The organism is Micromonospora sp. GCM10011541, assembly GCF_042650725.1.
GTDB lineage: Bacteria > Actinomycetota > Actinomycetes > Mycobacteriales > Micromonosporaceae > Micromonospora > Micromonospora sicca.
The window spans coordinates 24,868-41,729 of the sequence record NZ_JBHSBP010000003.1 but is presented as its reverse complement, the minus strand read 5'-3'; the positions used below and the strand labels follow the sequence as shown (position 1 = coordinate 41,729).

Genomic DNA, 16,862 nt, shown 5'->3' with positions numbered 1-16,862 from the left:
TCAGCAGGTCTGCGCATCTCCCGGCGCATCCCGCAACGCCTCGGCGCAGCTGGCGGGGGTGACGGTGGCGGCCTGCTGGAGCAGCTCGTAGAGCGTCTCGCGCTGACCCGGGTCGAGGGCGCCGAGCACCTCCCCCTCCACGACGGCGAGGGCGCACTCCGCCTCGCGGAGCCGTCGGGCGCCGGCGTCGGTGAGCTCCACGACGTGGCGCCGCCGATCCTCCGGCGAGCGTCGCCGCTCGATCAGCCGCTCCGCCTCCAGCTCGTTGAGCAGCCCGACGATGTTCGTGCCGTCCATGGCGAGGGTGCCGGCGAGGGCCTGCTGGCTGCTGCCCCCCTGCGCGCGCAGCACGGTCAGCGCGACGAGGTGACGCGGCCGCAGCCCCAGCGGCGCCAGCACCGTCTCGGCCCGCAGCCGCATCCGCCGCGCGAGGTGGTCGAGCAGCGGCGCCAGGCGGTGCTCTGGCTGGTCGACCGGCGCGGCGGGCATGTGACCCAGTCTACCGACCAACCCAGGAGTCTGCGTGATACAAATGGTTCGCGCACCACCAACGATTAGGGAAGGGCAAGCCAATGCCGCACCTGTTGCACATCGACTCGAGCATCCAGGGCGACCGCTCGGTGAGCCGCCGGCTCACCGCCCGGGCCGCCGACGCCTGGCGGGCCGCCCACCCCGGCGGCACGGTCACCTACCGCGACCTGGGCCGCGAGCCGCTGCCGCACCTCGACGAGGCCGGCGGCCTGGCCCGGATGGTGCCGGCGGAGCACCACACCCCGGCGCAGCGGGCATCCTGGGCGTTGACCGAGCAGCTGGTCGACGAGGTGAAGCAGGCCGACACCGTCCTGCTCGGGCTCCCGCTCTACAACTTCGCCGCCCCCAGCAGCGTCAAGGCATGGGTGGACCACCTCATCGCGCCCGGCCTGTCGTACCACCCGGAGACCCAGGCCGGCCTGCTCGACGGACGTGAGTTCATCGTGCTGGCCACCCGGGGCGGCGGCTACGGCGCGGGCACCCCGCGCGCGGGCTGGGACCACGCCGAGCCCTGGCTCCCGCACGGCCTGGCGATGACCGGACTCGAGCCCCGCTTCATCACGGCCGAGCTGACCCTCGCCCAGGTGAATCCGGCCATGGCCGGGCTGATCCCGCTGGCCGAGGAGAGCCTCGCGGCGGCGGAGCGCACCGTCGACGGCCTCTGGGTGCCGGCCGCCGCCGCCGCGTAGCGGCAGCCGGCTTCGTCCGGTCGTGACCGGCCCGCGCCGGTCACGACCGGACGTCACCAGGCGTGCCGGCGCAACTTCCCCGGACCACGTGCGCCGGCAACCTCACCAACTTGCATTCGTTACCCAGGTACGGCCTGCGGCTGGCCGAGTTCGACGAATTGTTCGCCACCGTGCGGCGGGCCGAGCGGCTCGGCGACACGCGGCTGCGCCTGACGCTGGCCGGGCCGGCCGAGTTGGAGACGGCCGTGCGGGACCTCACGGAGCGCGAGAACCGCTGCTGCTCCTTCTTCACCTTCGACGTCACCACGCAGCCGCCCGGGCAGGTCGTCCTGGATGTCGCGGTCCCGGCCGTGCATGTCGACGTCCTCGACGCGCTGGCCGCCCGTGTCAGCCAGCGAGGCACCCCTTGAGTGGGTCCGACCCGGTGGTCCGGGCGCTGCGCACCGGGGAGTTGGCCGAGGCGGCGGGGGTGAACCCGCAGACACTGCGGTACTACGAGCGGCGCGGCCTGCTCGCCGAACCGCAGCGCAGCCCCGGCGGACACCGCCTGTACCCACCCGACAGCCTGATCCTCCTACGGGTCATCAAGACCGCCCAGCGGCTCGGCTTCACCCTCGACGAAGGCGCCGACCTCGTCGGCCTGGGGCGGCACGGGCGCCGGGAAGCCGGCCTTGCCCGGTGTCCTGACCTCCGGGCCGGGTGACCCCGATCGTCCTCACTGTCAGTCGAGGCCGAGACCGCGGCGCCCGGTCGCGTTGAGGTCCTCGGGCGGGAAGCGGTTGGTCCAGCTGCGCTCGTAGTGCTCCTCCGGGAAGTCGCCGGGGCTGGACCCGGTGCGGAAGGCTTCCCGGACGTCGGCCGCGTACCGCTCGTTGCGGGGGCACCAGGGGGCGGCGGGGATGTACATGACGTTGCCCCAGCCCTGCTGGTCGGTGACGGGCGCGACGCTGTGGATCATGTCGCAGTGCCACCAGACGGAGTCACCCGCCTTGACGTCGGGGATGCCGGCGAGGGCTCGCATGAGCAGGGGGTGCCAGGTCTCGTTGGCGGGGAAGACCTGGTTGACGGTGACGCCGCACATGTCGTCCTCGGGCACGTCGGCGAGCAGCGGGCGGAGCATGAGATAGGCCATGGCACCGGGGATCGGGACGGTGTGCAGCACCCCCTGGTCGTGGTCCATGTCCGACAGGGCGGTCCAGCCCTGGAAGGTGCGGAAGGCCGAACACATCGTGGTGCCGGGGTACTGCGGTCCGACGGTGCGGTGGGCGGCGTCCCAGGGGTCGTACTGCTCGACGGTGCCGTCGAAGAGGTGGCGGAACGTCTGCTGGTAGGCCTCGGTCATCCACAGGTCGAGGGTGCCGGGGTCGAGGTGGGTGCCCAGGCCGGTGGAGTTCGCGCCGGGGGGGCGGCGGCGGATGCGGTCGGGGTAGAGCGAGTCGCGGTTCGGGTCGAACCACTGCCCGCCCTCGGACTCGTGCTTCCACTGGCTGTTGAGGAAGGCCTGCACCCGTGCCATCCGGTCGCTCTGCCGGGCCTGCATCTGCGCCGGAGACCAGTAGATCGGATAGATCTCGGGCTTGGAGCCGACGCTGCCGAAGAAGTCGTCGCCGGGACCGCGGTACGTGTCGAAGAACGCGTTGCTCTCGACGTACTCGACGATGTCGCGGTCCCAACCGAGCGCCTGCTCCCGGTCGAAGTGGCCGCGGACGACGAGGCAGCCGCGGCGGCGCAGCTTCGCCAGCGCGTCCGCCGAGACGGTGCCGGCCTCGATCTCGGCGTAGTCGATGACCGGCCAGATCGTCTCGCCCCGCGCCCGGGCGTCGGTGATCTCGTCGACCTCGGCCCGGATCCGCCGCTCGACGACGGCGAACACCTCCTCGACCGTACGGCCCGACGCGGCGATGCGGGCGCGCAGCGCCGCCTTGATCTGTCGGATGGCCCCCGGCAGGTCGGTCGGCGTCTCTTCCCAGTGCGGGAGTGGGGGAAGTGGGGCGGTTGCCAGGACGGGTGAGGCGGTCACGGCTCGACTCCTTCTAGTCAGGGGTCCTTCCTTGATTACGGTAGGGCGCGCCCCCCTTCTAGGCAAGGCTCCTGACTAGAATCGTGGCGTGACCGCTGCGAAGCCCTCGCTGGAGCTGCTCCGATCGCTGACCGACGAGCACGTGCTCCGCGAGTTGATGCGGGCCCGGCGCCTGACCCGCGCCGACCTGGCCCACCGGACCGGCCTGTCGAAGCCGACCGTGGGCGAGAGCGTGCGCCGGCTGACCGAGGCCGGGCTGGTGGCGGACACCGGGGAACGCACACCGGGGGGACGCGGCCGGGGCCGGGTGGGCTCCTACTACGCCCTCACCGACCACGTCGGCACCGCCCTGGTGTTCAGCATCGCGCCGGACGGCGTCGTGGCCGAACGCGTCGACGCCCACGGCGAGACGGTCACGAGAACGCGGCAGGAGATCACTCGGCCGGCGCGACCCGCCCAGGTCGCCGCGGCGCTGCGAACCGCCGCCGAACATGCCCGGCACGACGCCGCCCCGACCACCCGGCTGGCGGTGGTCAGCGCCGCGGACCCGGTGGACCGCACCACCGGTCGACTGATCCAGCTACCCGACGCCCCGTTCCTGCTCGGCGAACTCGACCCCGTCGAGGTGCTCACGCCGTACGTCGCCGGGCCGGTCATCGTCGACAACGACGTGAACTGGGCGGCGCAGGCCGAACGCGACAGCAACCCCGCCGCCCCGCGCGACTTCGCCTACCTGCACCTCGGCGAAGGGCTCGGTTGCGCGGTAGTCAGCGACGGCGAGATCCGGCGGGGGCACACCGGCATCGCCGGCGAGATCGCCCACCTGATCACCCTCGGGCCGCATGGCCAGGCGACCCGTCTCATCGAGGTGTTCGGCGAACTCGGACTGCGCCGAGCCGACTCGACCGCGATCGACGTCGACCGCCTCCTGAGCAGCGCCACCGGCCACGGAGCACAGGCCGCCGCCACCCGGAACACCCTGGGCCAGGCCATCAGCGGCGTGCTCGCCGCCATCGTCGCGCTCGCCGACCCGGAACTGGTCGTCATCGGCGGTTCCTGGGGCACCCGACCCGCCATGGTGGACGCCATCTCCTCGGCCTTCGCACGCTTCCCCCGGCACGTGCCGGTCCAGGTTGCCGAGGTGACGGAGCAACCGTCGCTGGCCGGCGCCCGAAGCGACGCGATCAACCGCCTGCGCTCAGCCATCGTCGCCGCGCCCCGCACCGCGGCCACGCAGGTGACGGCCCGACCAGGGGCCGCTTCCACCGCCGACGCCGGCGACTGACCAGACCTCGCCTTTCCACGCCCCGGCCGGAGGGGCCAGTTTCCCCGGATCGTGGCGGACCGCGCCATGCAGGTTGAGGACCGGCTCGCCGTCGAGATCCGTACGCCTCAGCCCGCCGAAGCCGAGCGTCAGCTCCCCCGCGAGGTCGCAGACCGTCCAGTAGCCGAAGCCGTGCCGGGACCAGTGGTCGAGCCAGCGGGCCAGCTCCATCCGGCTGCCTTCGTGCGGTCGCCTCGCCCGGGCCGGTCGACGAGGCCACCGTGGCGGACACCGCCGCCTGCTGGCTGGCGGCGGGCCGAGGCGGGCCGTCGATTGGACGGCCGTGTGGATTGCTCAAATGGCCCGTGATCACGGGAAAGGCCTTCTAGGCTCGGGCAGAAGGACCGCGTGCCTCTGCCGAACTGGCACAAGTCCCGGCAGCGCCTTACCCAAGGCCCTCGCGAAAGCTCCGCTCGACCGCCAATGAGCTCAAGACGAAAGGGAGGCCCACGTGGCTGTCAAGACCGAAGCGCGAGCGCCCGTCAGCGAGATCCGGCCGTTCAACATAGAAATCCCCGAAGCGGACCTCAAGGCGCTGCGTGCGCGCATCGCGGCAACGCGCTGGCCCGAAAAGCAGACCGTCGACGATCAGTCGCAGGGCGTGCCGCTCGAGACGAGCCAGGCGCTCGCGCGCTATTGGGAGAAAGAGTACGACTGGCGCAAGGTCGAGGAGAAACTGAACGCCCTACCGAACTTCATCACCGAGATCGACGGGCTCGACATCCACTTCATTCACGTTCGTTCGAAACACGACGACGCGTTGCCGCTCATCGTCACGCACGGCTGGCCCGGCTCAATCATCGAGCAGTTGAAGATTGTCGGACCGCTCACCGATCCCACGGCACACGGCGCGAGCGCGTCGGACGCGTTCCACCTGGTGATTCCGTCGATGCCCGGCTACGGCTTCTCGGGCAAGCCGACCAAGCCCGGCTGGGGTCCCGAGCGCATAGCCCGCGCCTGGATCGAGCTGATGAGGCGCCTCGGCTACACCCGGTTCGTGGCCCAGGGCGGCGACTGGGGCGCGCTCATCACGGAAGTCATGGGTCTGCAGGCGCCTCCGGAACTCATCGGCATCCACACCAACATGCCTGGTATCTTCCCGCCCGACATCGACGCGCTGCTCCAGTCCGACATCACCGGAGCGAACAACGCACTCGGCTCACTGCCATCCAATCTCTCAGCCGACGAAAAACGCGCGTGCGAGCAGGCGGACTTCTTCTGGAAGCATTCCGCCTACGCCCTCATGATGGGGCGCTCAGAGACGCTGACCGGATTGGCGGATTCGCCCATCGCGTTGGCGAGTTACATGCTCGACCACGACGCCGCAAGCCTGGACCTGATCTGCCAGACCTTCGCCGGACAACCCCGCGGCCTCACGCGAGACGACATCCTCGACAACATCACGCTCTTCTGGCTGACGAACACGGGGGTCTCCGCGGCTCGTCTCTATGCGGAGAACAAGCTCTCCTTCTTCGCCGCCAAGGGCGTCTCCATCCCGGTTGCCGTGAGCGTCTTCCCTGATGAGCTCTACCAGGCGCCGAAGAGTTGGGCAGAACAGGCGTTCCCCAATCTCATCCACTACAACAGGCTCGACAAGGGCGGGCACTTCGCGGCCTGGGAACAGCCGCAACTCTTTTCGGAAGAGGTACGCGCCAGCTTCCGGTCGCTTCGCTAGACCACGGTGCCCGAACGTCTGCACATGCCCTCACTCGGCGGGGCGACCGAGTGGCTCAACACCGAGCCGCTCGGCCCCGCCGAGCTGCGCGGCCACGTCGCCCTCGTCAACTTCTGGACGCTGACGTGCATCAACTGGCTGCGCCAGGAGCCGTACGTCCGGGCGTGGTCGCAGGCCTACCGGAACGACGGGTTGGTCGTCATCGGAGTCCACACGCCGGAGTTCTCGTTCGAGCACGAGATCGACCAGGTGCGACAGGCGATCACGGCGCGCGGGATCGACTACCCGGTCGCGGTCGACAACGACTACGGGATCTGGGGCGCCTTCGACAACCGTTACTGGCCCGCGCTCTACTTCGTCGACACGGACGGCATCATCCGCGACCACCACTTCGGCGAAGGACGCTACGAGCAATCGGAGCGCGTCATCCAGCGGCTGCTCGGCGTCGAGCGCAAGCTCGTCCCTGTCGAACGGCTCGGCGTGGAGGCGGAGGCCGACTGGGACCACCTGCGTACGCCCGAGACGTATCTCGGCTACGCGCGCAGCGAGCACTTCGCGTCACCGAACGGCGCCGCATTCGACGAACGCCGGGCCTACGAGCTCCCCGAGAACCTGCCCTTCAACCACTGGGCCCTCGCCGGCGAGTGGACAATCGGGTCTGAGGACGTCGTGCTCGACCAGGCCGGCGGAGGCATCGCCTACCGGTTCCACGCGCGCGACGTGCATCTCGTGCTGTCTGCCGGAGCGCGACAGCCGATCCCGTTCCGCGTGCTCCTCGACGGCGAAGCTCCGGGCCCGTCACACGGCGTCGACGTGGACGAAGATGGGAACGGCTTGCTCCGGGAGGGCCGCCTGTACCAGCTCGTGCGCCAGCACGACGCGGTCCGCGAACGGACCCTGGAGATTACGTTCCTCGAGCCCGGCGCCGAGGCGTACGTATTTACGTTCGGGTAACCAGATGGGGATATCCCTGATCGACCATCTCCGGCATTCATCGGCCTGAGGGATGACCTCGTCCAGCACCGTGGGGGTAGACCGCGGCGGCGTCGGTGACCACCTCGCGGGGTGTCACCTTCAAAGCCGACAGCGCCCGTCGGAAGAACCGCCGGGCCGACACGAGCACGTCGATGACCTGCCCGTACTGGTCAACTGCCCCGGTACACGTACCGCCAGATGACTCTGACGTACGGTTCGTCAACGAACCAGCCAGAAGTGTTATCGATCTCGCCACGCCGTCTGGGCCGCTGTGAAGGCCTCATGGCGCTGGCGTGCTGGCCTCTGTCAGGCGCAAGGCGGCGGAGAGCAGGCCGATGTGTGAGAACGCCTGCGGGAAGTTCCCCAACTGTTCACCCGTACGCAGGTCGATCTGCTCGGCGAAGAGGCCGAGGTCGTTGGCCCGCCCGGCGAGGCGTTCGAACAGCGCGGCGGCCCGATCCCGCTCGCCGGCCAGCGCAAGGCACTCGACCAGCCAGAAAGAGCAGATGACGAAGCCCGCCGACTCGTCGGGCCAGCGGCGGACCAGCCCATCGGTGGTCAGCTCCTGTTCAATCCGTTCGATGGTCGCGCGCATCCGCGGGTCGGCTGCGGGAATGAACCCGATGATGGGCAGGACGAGTACCGATGCGTCGAGCACGTCGGATCCAAAGGCTCTGGTAAAGGCGCCAACGCTGGGATTCCAGCCCTGTTGCAGGATCGCGGCACGGATCTCGTCGCGGGCCGCCGCCCAACGCTCCAGGTCCGCCGCACTGCCGAGGACGGTGCCGAACCGCACGGCTCGGTCCAACGCCATCCAACATCCCACCTTGGACGTGACGTAATGCCGCTCCTCGCCCCGTGCCTCCCACATTCCCGAATCTGGCAGCCGCCAGGTTTCGGCCGCCTGCTCGGCCAGGGAACGCAGCAACCGCCGTACGTCGTCGGGCATGGGTTCGAGGCTGTCACGCAGCACCCACGCGGCGTCGATCACCTGGCCGAGTGCGTCCTGTTGCCGCTGGCGCCAGGCGTCATTGCCGATCCGCACTGGACCCCTGACAAGGTGCCCGGTTAGCACGTCGAGCTGACGTTCGGCCAGGTCGTGCTCGCCCTCGACCCCGAGCATGATCGGTACGGGCTGCCGGCCCACATCGCCGATCGCCTCGGCCAACCAGCGGAAGAGCCGTTCCGCCTCTAACGAACAGGCCGCCTGGTACAGGGCCCGCATGGCGAGGCTGAAGTCGCGCAACCACACGTAGCGGTAGTCGTAGTTGTCGTGGCCCTCCGGCCGCACCGGCAGCGAGGTGCTTGCCGCGGCGACGTACGCACCACTTGACTGATAGGTCAACCCCCCCAGGATTATCACATTCTGGCGCACCAACTCCGGATATTGCCCTGGGTAGTTGTGCTCCGATATCCAGGAACGCCACCCCTCGGCTGTCTCGGCGAGGGTCCCTGGTACGTCGACCGGCATTGGCTCGCGTTCGTGATAGGTCGACGAGTAGGACAGGGAGAAGGATTCCCGCTGTCCCGGGTCGACCGTGAACGACGCTGACGCTTCGGTCCGCTGGCGGTGCACCGGCACCGTCGCGGTCATCCCGAGCGTGGTGCCCGTGGCTCTCGCGACGAGAGTCTCGCCGCGCAGATCGAGATGGGCCCGCACGCGGCCGTACTCGAAGCGGGGCGCGTAGGACATCACCATTGGAACGTGTCCGGAGAGCCCTTCCACCAGCCGCAGGAGGAGGCCGGGCGGATTCCGGCCGATCTCGTGTCCGCGGACATTCGAGTCCATGGCCAGGGCGTCGGTGACCGCCACGGATCCGTCCCGGGTGGTGAATACCGTCCGCAGCACCAGCGTGTTTGTCAGGTAGCTCCGCTCGACCTGGAAGTCTCCGGCAGGCCGGATCCACCAATGTCCGCCGTCGTCGTCGAGCAGGCGGGCGAATATCGACGGCGCGTCGAACCGAGACGGGCACCACCAGTCCACGGAACCGTCGCGGCCGACCAGGGCTCCGGATCGGCCGTCGGCGAGGTAGCCGTAGTCTTCAATCCGACCGGCGCACACGGCGTGCAACCCCGGACTGGTCGGTTTCCAGTAGCTGAGCCACCTAGCGATCATCCTTGCCATGTTGGCTGATAGCCGTGTTAGCTGACGGGGCGGATCCTGAGTAGTTCGACCCCAGACGCCCTGAATTGCGCTTGCGCCTACTTACCCCTGTCCGGTTGATTTAACCGGGCGGAAACCGATGCGCGGGCTACGGACCGACCGAACAGCGCAGGTGATCATCGCCGGACACGCCTTCATGCAGAACCTGCGACGCGGCCACTACGAACTCGGACTCGACGCCACCGTGCCGTTCGCGGTCGGCGAGGACCAGGACACCTACGTTCGCACCCCGAAGGGTTGGCGGTTCACCTCGCGTGTCTGGGTGTGCAACTGTTCACCCGTTGGCCCAGTAGTTCGCGAGACGAGCCGGTTGGTGGCCAGCAGGTCGTTGATAACGGCGGCCGCCTCCGCTAGGTCCGCGGCCGAGGCGTTGCTGATGACGAACCCCCTGATGCTGGCGTCACGTGTGTACACCGCGCAGCGCGCCCATCGGCAGCACCGGCCGGGCCGCCATCCCGGCCAGCGCGATGATCCGTCCACCCCGCTTGAGCAGCGGGGTACGGCAAGGTCCAGGTCGTGGCGTTCCGAGTTGTCCCACCACAGGTCGAATCCCTCCGGTGCGCCCTGGGCGAGCAGAGCCGGTAAGGCCTGGTCGCGGTAGTCGATCAGCAGGTGAGCGCCGCACCGGCGGCACCAGTCGAAGTCCTCTGGCGCCGCCTGGCAAAGACGCGAGCACCCGCCGTCACCGCAAGCTGTACGGGCGCACTCCCGACCCCGCCCGCCGCCCCGGGCGACGACGACCGTCTCACCGGGCCGCAAGGAGCCGGTCCGGAACAGGCCGAGGTACGCGGTCGCCGCGGTGTGCAGTACGGAGGCGGCGATCGCCGGGTCGGCCTGCGCCGGCAGGCGGTAGAGACGCTCCCGGGGCACCACGGCGAACCCCGCGAATGACCCTTGACGCCCCCGGTGCCCCGGACTGTTGCACCAGACCTTCTCTCCGATCGCGAATTCATCCACCCCCTCGCCGGTTCGACCACGGAGCCGACCAGGTCGCGACCGATCACGAACGGGAACGGTGTGTGCGTGGCGTACCCGCCGGAGCGTACGAACGTGTCGACACGGTTGACCGCCATCAGCTCCGTTCGCACCAGGACGTCGGTGGGGCCCGGAACCGGCACCGAGAGGGGGCCGATCCGGATGCGTTCTGGGCCCCCCGAGTTCGGTGAGGTACGCCCCCAGGCATCGTGTCAGGCAGACCCGCCATCGGTGTCCCTTCCCACCGGACCGGCCGGGTCCTTGCGCACGGCGGCGTAGCGCGCATTCCAGGACTCGACGAGGTTGGTGTCCTCGGCGATGCCGAATGTGTAGGCGGGCAACATGATCGGCAACACCCGCTCCACCCTTCTGCCTGGTCAACGACGGTCGGGGTGTGCATTCTCGTGGGAAACATCGGTGGTAACTGCTCGGGCGTGAGGGCGGTCGGCCCGAAGAGCCAGTCGACGTAGCTGTATGAACCGCCCTAATCCTCACCCCATCGGTATGTTTTGGGCCGCCGTCAACGGGTAGCACGCGCCATGCCTGGCCTGTCACTGGTGCCCCTCGGCGCCAGCCTCGTGCTCGCCGATCCGGCGCAGCTGCTGCCGGCGCGCGAGCAGATGGCCTTCACTCTCGGCTTCCACATCATCCTGGTGCCGTTCGGGGTGGCCTTCACATTCCTGATGCTGATCGCGAACGCCCGCGGCATTCGCCGGAACGACGAGACTGCGCTGCTGCTGGCCCGGCGCTGGTCACAGGTGGCGGCGGTGCTGTTCGCCGTCGGCGCGGTGTCCGGCACGATGCTGTCGTTCGAGCTCGGCCTGCTCTGGCCACGACTGATGGGCAACTACGGCGCGGCGTTCGGCATCCCGTTCGCGATCGAGGGTCTGTTCTTCTTCTTGGAGGCGATCTTCGTCGCCATCTACGTCTACGGGTGGCGGCGGATGCGCCCATGGCCACACTTCTGGACCGGGGTGCCGGTGGTGCTCTCCGGGATCGGCGGCACGCTGTCGGTGGTCGCGGCGAACGCCTGGATGAACCAGCCGGGCGGATTCACCATGCGGGACGGCAAGATCGTGGAGGTCCGCCCGCTCGAGGTGATCTTCAACGACGCGTTCTGGTACGAGGCCATCCACATGCTGCTGGCCGCGTACGTGGTCGCCGGGTTCGTCGTCGCCGGCGTGTACGCGGCCGGGATGCTGCGCGGCCGCCGCGACCGGTACCACCGGCTCGGCCTGCTGATACCGCTGACCGTCGCGGCGCTGGCCACCCCGCTGCAGGTCTTCGTCGGCGACATCGCCGCGCGCGAGGTCTACCGGAACGAGCCGGCGAAGTTCGCCACGATCGAGGCCCTCCCGACCACGGGCACCCACGTGCCGGAGGTGCTGGGCGGCTACTACGCGAACGGGAAGGTGCACGGCGGCCTCAAGGTTCCCTCGGGGGCCTCGCTGCTGTCTGGTTACTCACCGTCGACCCGCATCCAGGGCCTGGACGCCATACCCGCCGAGGTGCGGCCGCCGGACCGCCTGGTCACGATCGTTCACCTGAGCTTCGACGTCATGGTCGGTATCGGTTCCGCGCTGCTGGCCCTCTCCGCCTGGTACGCGCTGGCCTGGTGGCGCCGCCGTGACCTGCCGCGCAGCAGATGGTTCCTACGGGCGACCACGGTCAGCGGTTTGCTCGCGGTGGTGGCGCTGGAGGCGGGCTGGGTGGTCACCGAGGTCGGCCGGCAGCCGTGGACGGTCGTCGGTCACCTCCTCACCCGGGACGCGGTCGCCACGTCCGGCAATCTGTGGCTGTTCTTCGCCGCCACCGTCGCGCTGTATGCCGCGGTCGGCGCCACCACCGTGTACGTCCTGCGGCTGCTGCGCCGCCGCTGGCGCGACCAGGGCGGGGCTACCGAGACGGACGTGCCCTACGGGCCGCCCCGGGCCTCGGAGTCCGCGCCTGCGGGAGGGCAGGCGTGAGTACGTTCGCCGCCGTCGTGTTGTTCATCGGCGTCACCGCCTACGCCGTGCTCGGCGGCGCGGACTACGGTGCGGGCTTCTGGGACCTCACCGCCGGTGGTGCGCGGCGCGGGCGGGCCCCCCGGCACCTGATCGACCACACGCTGGCACCGGTGTGGGAGGCCAACCACGTGTGGCTGATCTTCTGCCTGGTGATGCTCTGGACCGGCTTCCCTTCCGCCTTCGCCGCGATCATGACCACGCTCTACATCCCGCTGGGCCTCGCCGCGCTGGGCATCGTGGTCCGCGGCAGCGGGTTCGCCTTCCGGAAGGTGGTGGTGAAGACCGACCATCAGCGGGCGACCGGGGCGGCGTTCGCCACCTCGTCGGTGATCACGCCGTTCTTCCTCGGCACAGTCGCCGGCGGAATCGCCTCCGGGCGGGTGCCCGCCGACGGACACGGCAACCCCGTGACCAGCTGGGTCAACCCGACGTCGCTGCTCGGCGGGGTGCTCGCGGTCGGGGTGTGCGCGTTCGTCGCCGCGGTGTTCCTCACCGCCGAGGCCCGTACCCACGCCGACGCCCGCCTGGAGCGCTGGTTCCGCCGCCGAGCCCAGGCCAGCACCGTGGCGACCGGCGCCGTGGCACTGGCGGGCATCGCCATCCTGCACGCCGACGCCGGGCGCCTGTTCTCCGGGCTGACCGGCCGCGGCCTGCCCCTGGTGCTGGTCTCCGCGGCATGCGGACTGGCCAGCATCGCACTGCTGCACCGGGCGGCGCCCCGGTTGCTGCAGGCGCTCGCCGTCAGCGCGGCCGGCACGGTGGTGCTCGGCTGGGGCGTCGCGCAGTACCCGTACCTACTAGGCACCCACCTACGCATCGACGAGGCCGCGGCTCCCGACGCCACCCTGGCGTCGCTCACCCTCGTCGCCGCCGCGGCGCTCCTGCTCGTCGTGCCGGCCATGGCGCTGCTGTTCGTCCTGCATCAGCGCGGTCGCCTGGACACCGCCTGACTCCGTTCACGCCGGCGCCGTGCCGGACCGCGGCCGGTTCAAGATTCGTTGGTGGTCTCGTTTCGGACCACCACAGCCACACCGGCTTCGGGATCGCGCCGCTGGGCAGGTGATTCACCTCCAGCCGGATCACGGTGCCTTCGATGAGCGGCAGGTCGCCGGTCTGGTCGAGCCAGGCGTTGCGGTGCGTCAGCCGGGGATGCAGTCGGTTCCAGCTGCGGGCGGTGGCAGTGCCGTAGAGGCGGGTGTCGGTCACCGTGCGCCACTGTCCGGCGGTGATGAGTCGCTGCACGAGTTGGCGGAGCTGACCGGCGGTGACGGTGGCGGCATCGTGGCCCGGCGCGAGCCGCTGAGCGTCCAGCGGCGCGGTCCAGGAACTGCGACCGGGCTCCAACGCCGTGACGAACGAGTACGGCCAGCCAGGGATCATCACGTGCTGGTCCTTGCCGCGGCCGTATGTGTGGCACAGGATCCGCTCCGCGGAGGTGTGCGCGTCCGGCCGCAGCCAGCAGGTGATGTCCACCGCCAGGACCAGCCGGCCGTCGGCCGCGCGTGGCAGCGGGAGCGCTGCCAAGCTCGTGCGCAGCCGCTCGACATCCACCCGGCCCCGGGCCAGCGCCGCGTACAGCGACCCATGGCCACGACGATGCTCGCCCACCAGCGACAGCTCCACCAGCGAATGCACCGGCCCGTCGCCGCACAACACCGCGTCGGCCAGCTCGAACATCGCGTCCGCCCGTGTGGTCAGACAAGCGTGGAACTCCCGCCGGAACGCCACCAGCTCCCCGAACGCATCAGCTGATCGACCAGGGCTGTCGGCATGATCAGCCGGGGTACCCACGGATCCGCCACAGGTTGAAGATCAAGCTAGCAACGTAGGTGGGCTCCACAAAGTGGCGGGGCATCGACGCGGCAAACCTTCCATCCGCCGTCGATGCCCCGCTCTTGCTTGGGCGGCGGTCAGCCGGGCGGCGACGGGACCTCCGGTGGCTTGCCCGCGGCGTTGCGCCAGTCCAGCACGGCGATGAGCAGCAGCACTGCGGCGGCGGTGGTCGCGGTGGCCAGCGGCGACACCCGCCCCATCAGCGGGGCTGCCGCGGCCAGCAGGGCGATGCCGACGATCCTGCGCCGCGAGACCCGGGCGAACACCAGATGCTCCAGGCGGGCCCGGCCGACGAGGAACAGCGCCGGCCCGCCCAGGATTGTCGCCCGCCACGACGGGTGTGTCACCTGGGTGTGGCCGTGCTGCACGATCTCATATCCGATTGCGGTGGTGACGATGCCCAGCACCATCACCGCATGCGCGAACCCGACCCGTCGACCCCACCCCGCGGGATCGCCTGCCGCGTCGAGGGCCTCGGGCAGCAGCTCACCGGCCTTTTGGAAGTACACCCGCCACAGCAGCGTCGTGGTGGCGAAAGCGATCACCAGGCCAGCAGTCTTGTAGAGGCCGTGCGGGTGGGTGCTATAGCTGATCCCGACGGCGAGGATGCTCTCACCGAGGGCGATCATCAACAGCTGTTGGTTCCGGTTCGCCAGGTAGTGCCCGGCGAGCTGCCAGATGGTGTCCTGACGCCGACCCAGCCCGGGCAGCGGCCAGCCCAACCTCGCCGATCCCAGATCCACCACCTCCGCCACCGCCCACCACACCAGCTGGGCGGCGCCGACGGCCACCCCGCCGCCTACCCAAAACACCCCGGCCAGGCATAACCACGCCGTTACCCGCCAGTACAACCGGCGCAACCGGTGCGACCGCAGAGCCAGCGACATCACGGCCGGGCGCGCCACCCGCACCGTCACGAACACCACCGCGAACACCAGACCTTCACCGGCGAACGCCCCCGGCACAGCCGTCCCCATGATCATCATGGCGAAGGTGCTGAACAGCAGCATCACCCGAGTGCCCGCGCGGCGTGGCTCGAACCGGCCGGTGAGGTACGCGGTGGTGGTCCACAGGTACAACACCGGTATGAACAGCAACACCGTCCGGCCGGCATTGCCCCACCGCCGCGCCGGGTCGTCGTTGAGGAAACCGGGCAACGACCCCGCGACCACACGGTCGAGCGCGAACACCACCGCCAGATCGAAGAACAACTCCACGAACGTCGCCTGCTGCGCGCTGCCGCTCCGCCGCAGCAAACCCACCGCCCGACCCGCGGCCCGCCGCCGCCCCGCAAACCGGCTGCCCATTTGACCCATTCAACTGCCCGGCAGGCCCGAACACACCCGATACCGCCAAGGCAACCGCGGCGGCCCGCGACTCCAGGCGACGCTCGAGCGCGGGCATCACCTGTGCACATCAGGCACCAGGTCGAGCCCGACGCCCCGCCGCGGCCGAGGCGACCGCCCTGTCGCCACCGCCTGCCATACCACCCTGGACTGGCCCAGGTCCTGTGTGACCGGTTCGCTACGAACCGTGTCTGGGAAGAGACTCAAGCCAAGGGGGCCGATGGCGCCCGACGCGCGAAGCTATGGCTTGAGTCGACGACCCGCGTGCACGTCCAGTGGGTAAATCCTCATCCCGTCGCTGTGCCGAAGCTGACGTTCAAATGGCATGGTGGGTCGACATTTTCCTTTGACCTTGGCGGAATGCTTCTTGGCGAGGACCTCCATGGTCAGAAATTCCTTGCCGAATGCAAGAAGTGTGCAAAGCCGTCCGACCAGGGCACCCTGTACGTTAAGTATCTCGCGCAATGCTACCGCGCTGCTGTTCCGCCACCAGCCCGGCGTCGTGTCCACGCGCGTCGGCTACAGCGGCGGCGACGTCCCGAACGCCACCTACCGCAACCACGGCATCCACGCGGAGTCCATCGAGGTCGTCTACGACACCGAGAAGACCGACTCCCGCGCGCTGCTCGAGTTCTTCTTCCAGATCCACGACCCCTCGACGAAGAACCGCCAGGGCAACGACATCGGCACCAGCTACCGCTCGGCGATCTTCTACACCAGCGACAAGCAGAAGCGGGTCCCCGAGGACACGATCGCCGACGTCGACGCCTCGGGCCTGTGGCCCGGCAAGGTCGTCACCGAGGTCACCCCGGCAGGCGACTTCTGGGAGGCCGAGCCCGAGCACCAGAACTACCTGCAGACCTACCCCAACGGTTACACCTGCCACTTCCCCCGCCCCGGGTGGAAGCTCCCGAAGCGGGCGACGGCCTGACACCCCCGGTGCGCGGACCGCGGGTCCGCGCGCCGGCCCGGGGCCGAGGTGGTCGGCCTGGACGAGGATTCAGCCGGATGGGTGCAGGCTCTCTCCGGCACCGGTGCCGAGCGAGACGTGGCATTCGACCGGCTGCACGAGATGCTGGTGCGCGCGGCATTGCCCGACTTGGCTCAAATTAATGCGCACCTTGGGTGATCGCGGCGCCGGCGGTGCGGAGGTCGTCGGGTAGTAGGTCGGTGGCGGTGATGGTGTGGTTGCCGGCCTGAATTTCGATGACGCGGTAGCAGCCGGCAGTGCGGACGGGTCGTCTGGTCGACCAGTCATTGCGGTCTTCGATCAAGCGGCGGGATACCCTACCTGCGGTGCCTCGAACCGCGTGACCGGAGG

General features: G+C 69.6%; 16 protein-coding genes and 3 pseudogenes. 9 read left to right on the top strand and 10 right to left on the bottom strand.

Translation table 11 applies throughout. The features are described from left to right. Entirely contained in the window at positions 1 to 489 is a 489-nt protein-coding gene (locus ACFOYX_RS01495) for a MarR family winged helix-turn-helix transcriptional regulator (RefSeq protein WP_322442137.1), read from the bottom strand. An 83-nt stretch (positions 490 to 572) separates the two neighbouring features. Between ACFOYX_RS01495 and ACFOYX_RS01490 the strand changes: the two genes are divergently transcribed. From ACFOYX_RS01490 to ACFOYX_RS01480, 3 genes are all read left to right on the top strand, one after another. Next, a complete protein-coding gene (locus ACFOYX_RS01490; RefSeq protein ID WP_109801346.1) occupies positions 573 to 1,220 on the top strand; it encodes an FMN-dependent NADH-azoreductase in 648 nt (215 codons plus the stop codon). Positions 1,221 to 1,330: 110 nt separating this feature from the next. After that, complete coding sequence (locus ACFOYX_RS01485; protein WP_322442136.1) at positions 1,331 to 1,630, top strand: hypothetical protein; 300 nt, start codon at positions 1,331 to 1,333, stop codon at positions 1,628 to 1,630. Continuing rightward, the gene (locus ACFOYX_RS01480; protein WP_322442135.1) at positions 1,627 to 1,923 is read left to right on the top strand and encodes a MerR family transcriptional regulator; all 297 of its coding nucleotides are present in this window, start codon (positions 1,627 to 1,629) and stop codon (positions 1,921 to 1,923) included. The genes ACFOYX_RS01485 and ACFOYX_RS01480 overlap by 4 nt, the downstream gene beginning before the upstream one ends. An 18-nt stretch (positions 1,924 to 1,941) precedes the next feature. Here the strand turns inward: ACFOYX_RS01480 and ACFOYX_RS01475 are convergent, their stop codons facing one another. After that, positions 1,942 to 3,240 carry a DUF1479 domain-containing protein gene (locus tag ACFOYX_RS01475; RefSeq protein WP_322442134.1) on the bottom strand — a complete coding sequence of 433 codons (1,299 nt, stop codon included), beginning with the start codon at positions 3,238 to 3,240 and terminating at the stop codon, positions 1,942 to 1,944. Between the two features lie 88 nt (positions 3,241 to 3,328). Between ACFOYX_RS01475 and ACFOYX_RS01470 the strand changes: the two genes are divergently transcribed. The 3 genes from ACFOYX_RS01470 (at position 3,329) to ACFOYX_RS01460 (ending at position 7,193) form a co-directional block, all read left to right on the top strand. After that, a complete protein-coding gene (locus ACFOYX_RS01470) occupies positions 3,329 to 4,525 on the top strand; it encodes an ROK family transcriptional regulator (RefSeq protein WP_322442133.1) in 1,197 nt (398 codons plus the stop codon). Between the two features lie 490 nt (positions 4,526 to 5,015). Then, positions 5,016 to 6,239 carry an epoxide hydrolase gene (locus tag ACFOYX_RS01465; RefSeq protein WP_322442132.1) on the top strand — a complete coding sequence of 408 codons (1,224 nt, stop codon included), beginning with the start codon at positions 5,016 to 5,018 and terminating at the stop codon, positions 6,237 to 6,239. Positions 6,240 to 6,263: 24 nt separating this feature from the next. After that, positions 6,264 to 7,193, top strand: a complete 930-nt coding sequence (locus ACFOYX_RS01460; protein ID WP_322442131.1) for a redoxin domain-containing protein — start codon at positions 6,264 to 6,266, stop codon at positions 7,191 to 7,193. A 42-nt stretch (positions 7,194 to 7,235) separates the two neighbouring features. On the opposite strand, the pseudogene ACFOYX_RS01455 reads toward ACFOYX_RS01460, so the two are convergent. The 5 genes and pseudogenes from ACFOYX_RS01455 to ACFOYX_RS01435 all read right to left on the bottom strand — a co-directional run. After that, positions 7,236 to 7,507 (bottom strand): annotated as a pseudogene (locus ACFOYX_RS01455) (DDE-type integrase/transposase/recombinase); the annotation flags it as partial. Then, positions 7,495 to 9,330: a glycoside hydrolase family 15 protein gene (locus ACFOYX_RS01450; RefSeq protein WP_322442130.1), complete on the bottom strand. Its 1,836-nt coding sequence runs from the start codon at positions 9,328 to 9,330 to the stop codon at positions 7,495 to 7,497. The pseudogene ACFOYX_RS01455 and the gene ACFOYX_RS01450, both read right to left, overlap by 13 nt. 264 nt (positions 9,331 to 9,594) lie before the next feature. Continuing rightward, entirely contained in the window at positions 9,595 to 10,248 is a 654-nt protein-coding gene (locus tag ACFOYX_RS01445) for a hypothetical protein (protein WP_322442129.1), read from the bottom strand. Between the two features lie 146 nt (positions 10,249 to 10,394). Beyond that, a pseudogene (locus ACFOYX_RS01440) lies at positions 10,395 to 10,451 on the bottom strand (hypothetical protein); the annotation flags it as partial. Between the two features lie 114 nt (positions 10,452 to 10,565). Next, positions 10,566 to 10,709, bottom strand: coding sequence for a hypothetical protein (locus tag ACFOYX_RS01435; RefSeq protein WP_322442128.1), 144 nt, complete (start codon positions 10,707 to 10,709; stop codon positions 10,566 to 10,568). Positions 10,710 to 10,892: 183 nt separating this feature from the next. Between ACFOYX_RS01435 and ACFOYX_RS01430 the strand changes: the two genes are divergently transcribed. After that, a complete protein-coding gene (locus ACFOYX_RS01430) occupies positions 10,893 to 12,320 on the top strand; it encodes a cytochrome ubiquinol oxidase subunit I (RefSeq protein WP_322442127.1) in 1,428 nt (475 codons plus the stop codon). After that, positions 12,317 to 13,312, top strand: a complete 996-nt coding sequence (locus tag ACFOYX_RS01425) for a cytochrome d ubiquinol oxidase subunit II (protein WP_322442126.1) — start codon at positions 12,317 to 12,319, stop codon at positions 13,310 to 13,312. Before ACFOYX_RS01430 ends, ACFOYX_RS01425 begins: the two co-directional genes overlap by 4 nt. Positions 13,313 to 13,373: 61 nt before the next feature. Here the strand turns inward: ACFOYX_RS01425 and ACFOYX_RS01420 are convergent. Beyond that, a pseudogene (locus ACFOYX_RS01420) lies at positions 13,374 to 14,153 on the bottom strand (transposase); the annotation flags it as partial. A 119-nt stretch (positions 14,154 to 14,272) separates the two neighbouring features. Then, on the bottom strand, positions 14,273 to 15,502 hold the full coding sequence (locus ACFOYX_RS01415) for a low temperature requirement protein A (RefSeq protein WP_322442125.1): 1,230 nt from the start codon (positions 15,500 to 15,502) through the stop codon (positions 14,273 to 14,275). A gap of 493 nt (positions 15,503 to 15,995) precedes the next feature. Between ACFOYX_RS01415 and msrA the strand changes: the two genes are divergently transcribed. After that, the gene (gene msrA / locus ACFOYX_RS01410; RefSeq protein ID WP_322442201.1) at positions 15,996 to 16,472 is read left to right on the top strand and encodes a peptide-methionine (S)-S-oxide reductase MsrA; all 477 of its coding nucleotides are present in this window, start codon (positions 15,996 to 15,998) and stop codon (positions 16,470 to 16,472) included. Between the two features lie 178 nt (positions 16,473 to 16,650). Here the strand turns inward: msrA and ACFOYX_RS01405 are convergent, their stop codons facing one another. Continuing rightward, positions 16,651 to 16,815: a hypothetical protein gene (locus ACFOYX_RS01405; protein WP_322442124.1), complete on the bottom strand. Its 165-nt coding sequence runs from the start codon at positions 16,813 to 16,815 to the stop codon at positions 16,651 to 16,653. Between the last annotated feature and the right edge of the window lie 47 nt (positions 16,816 to 16,862).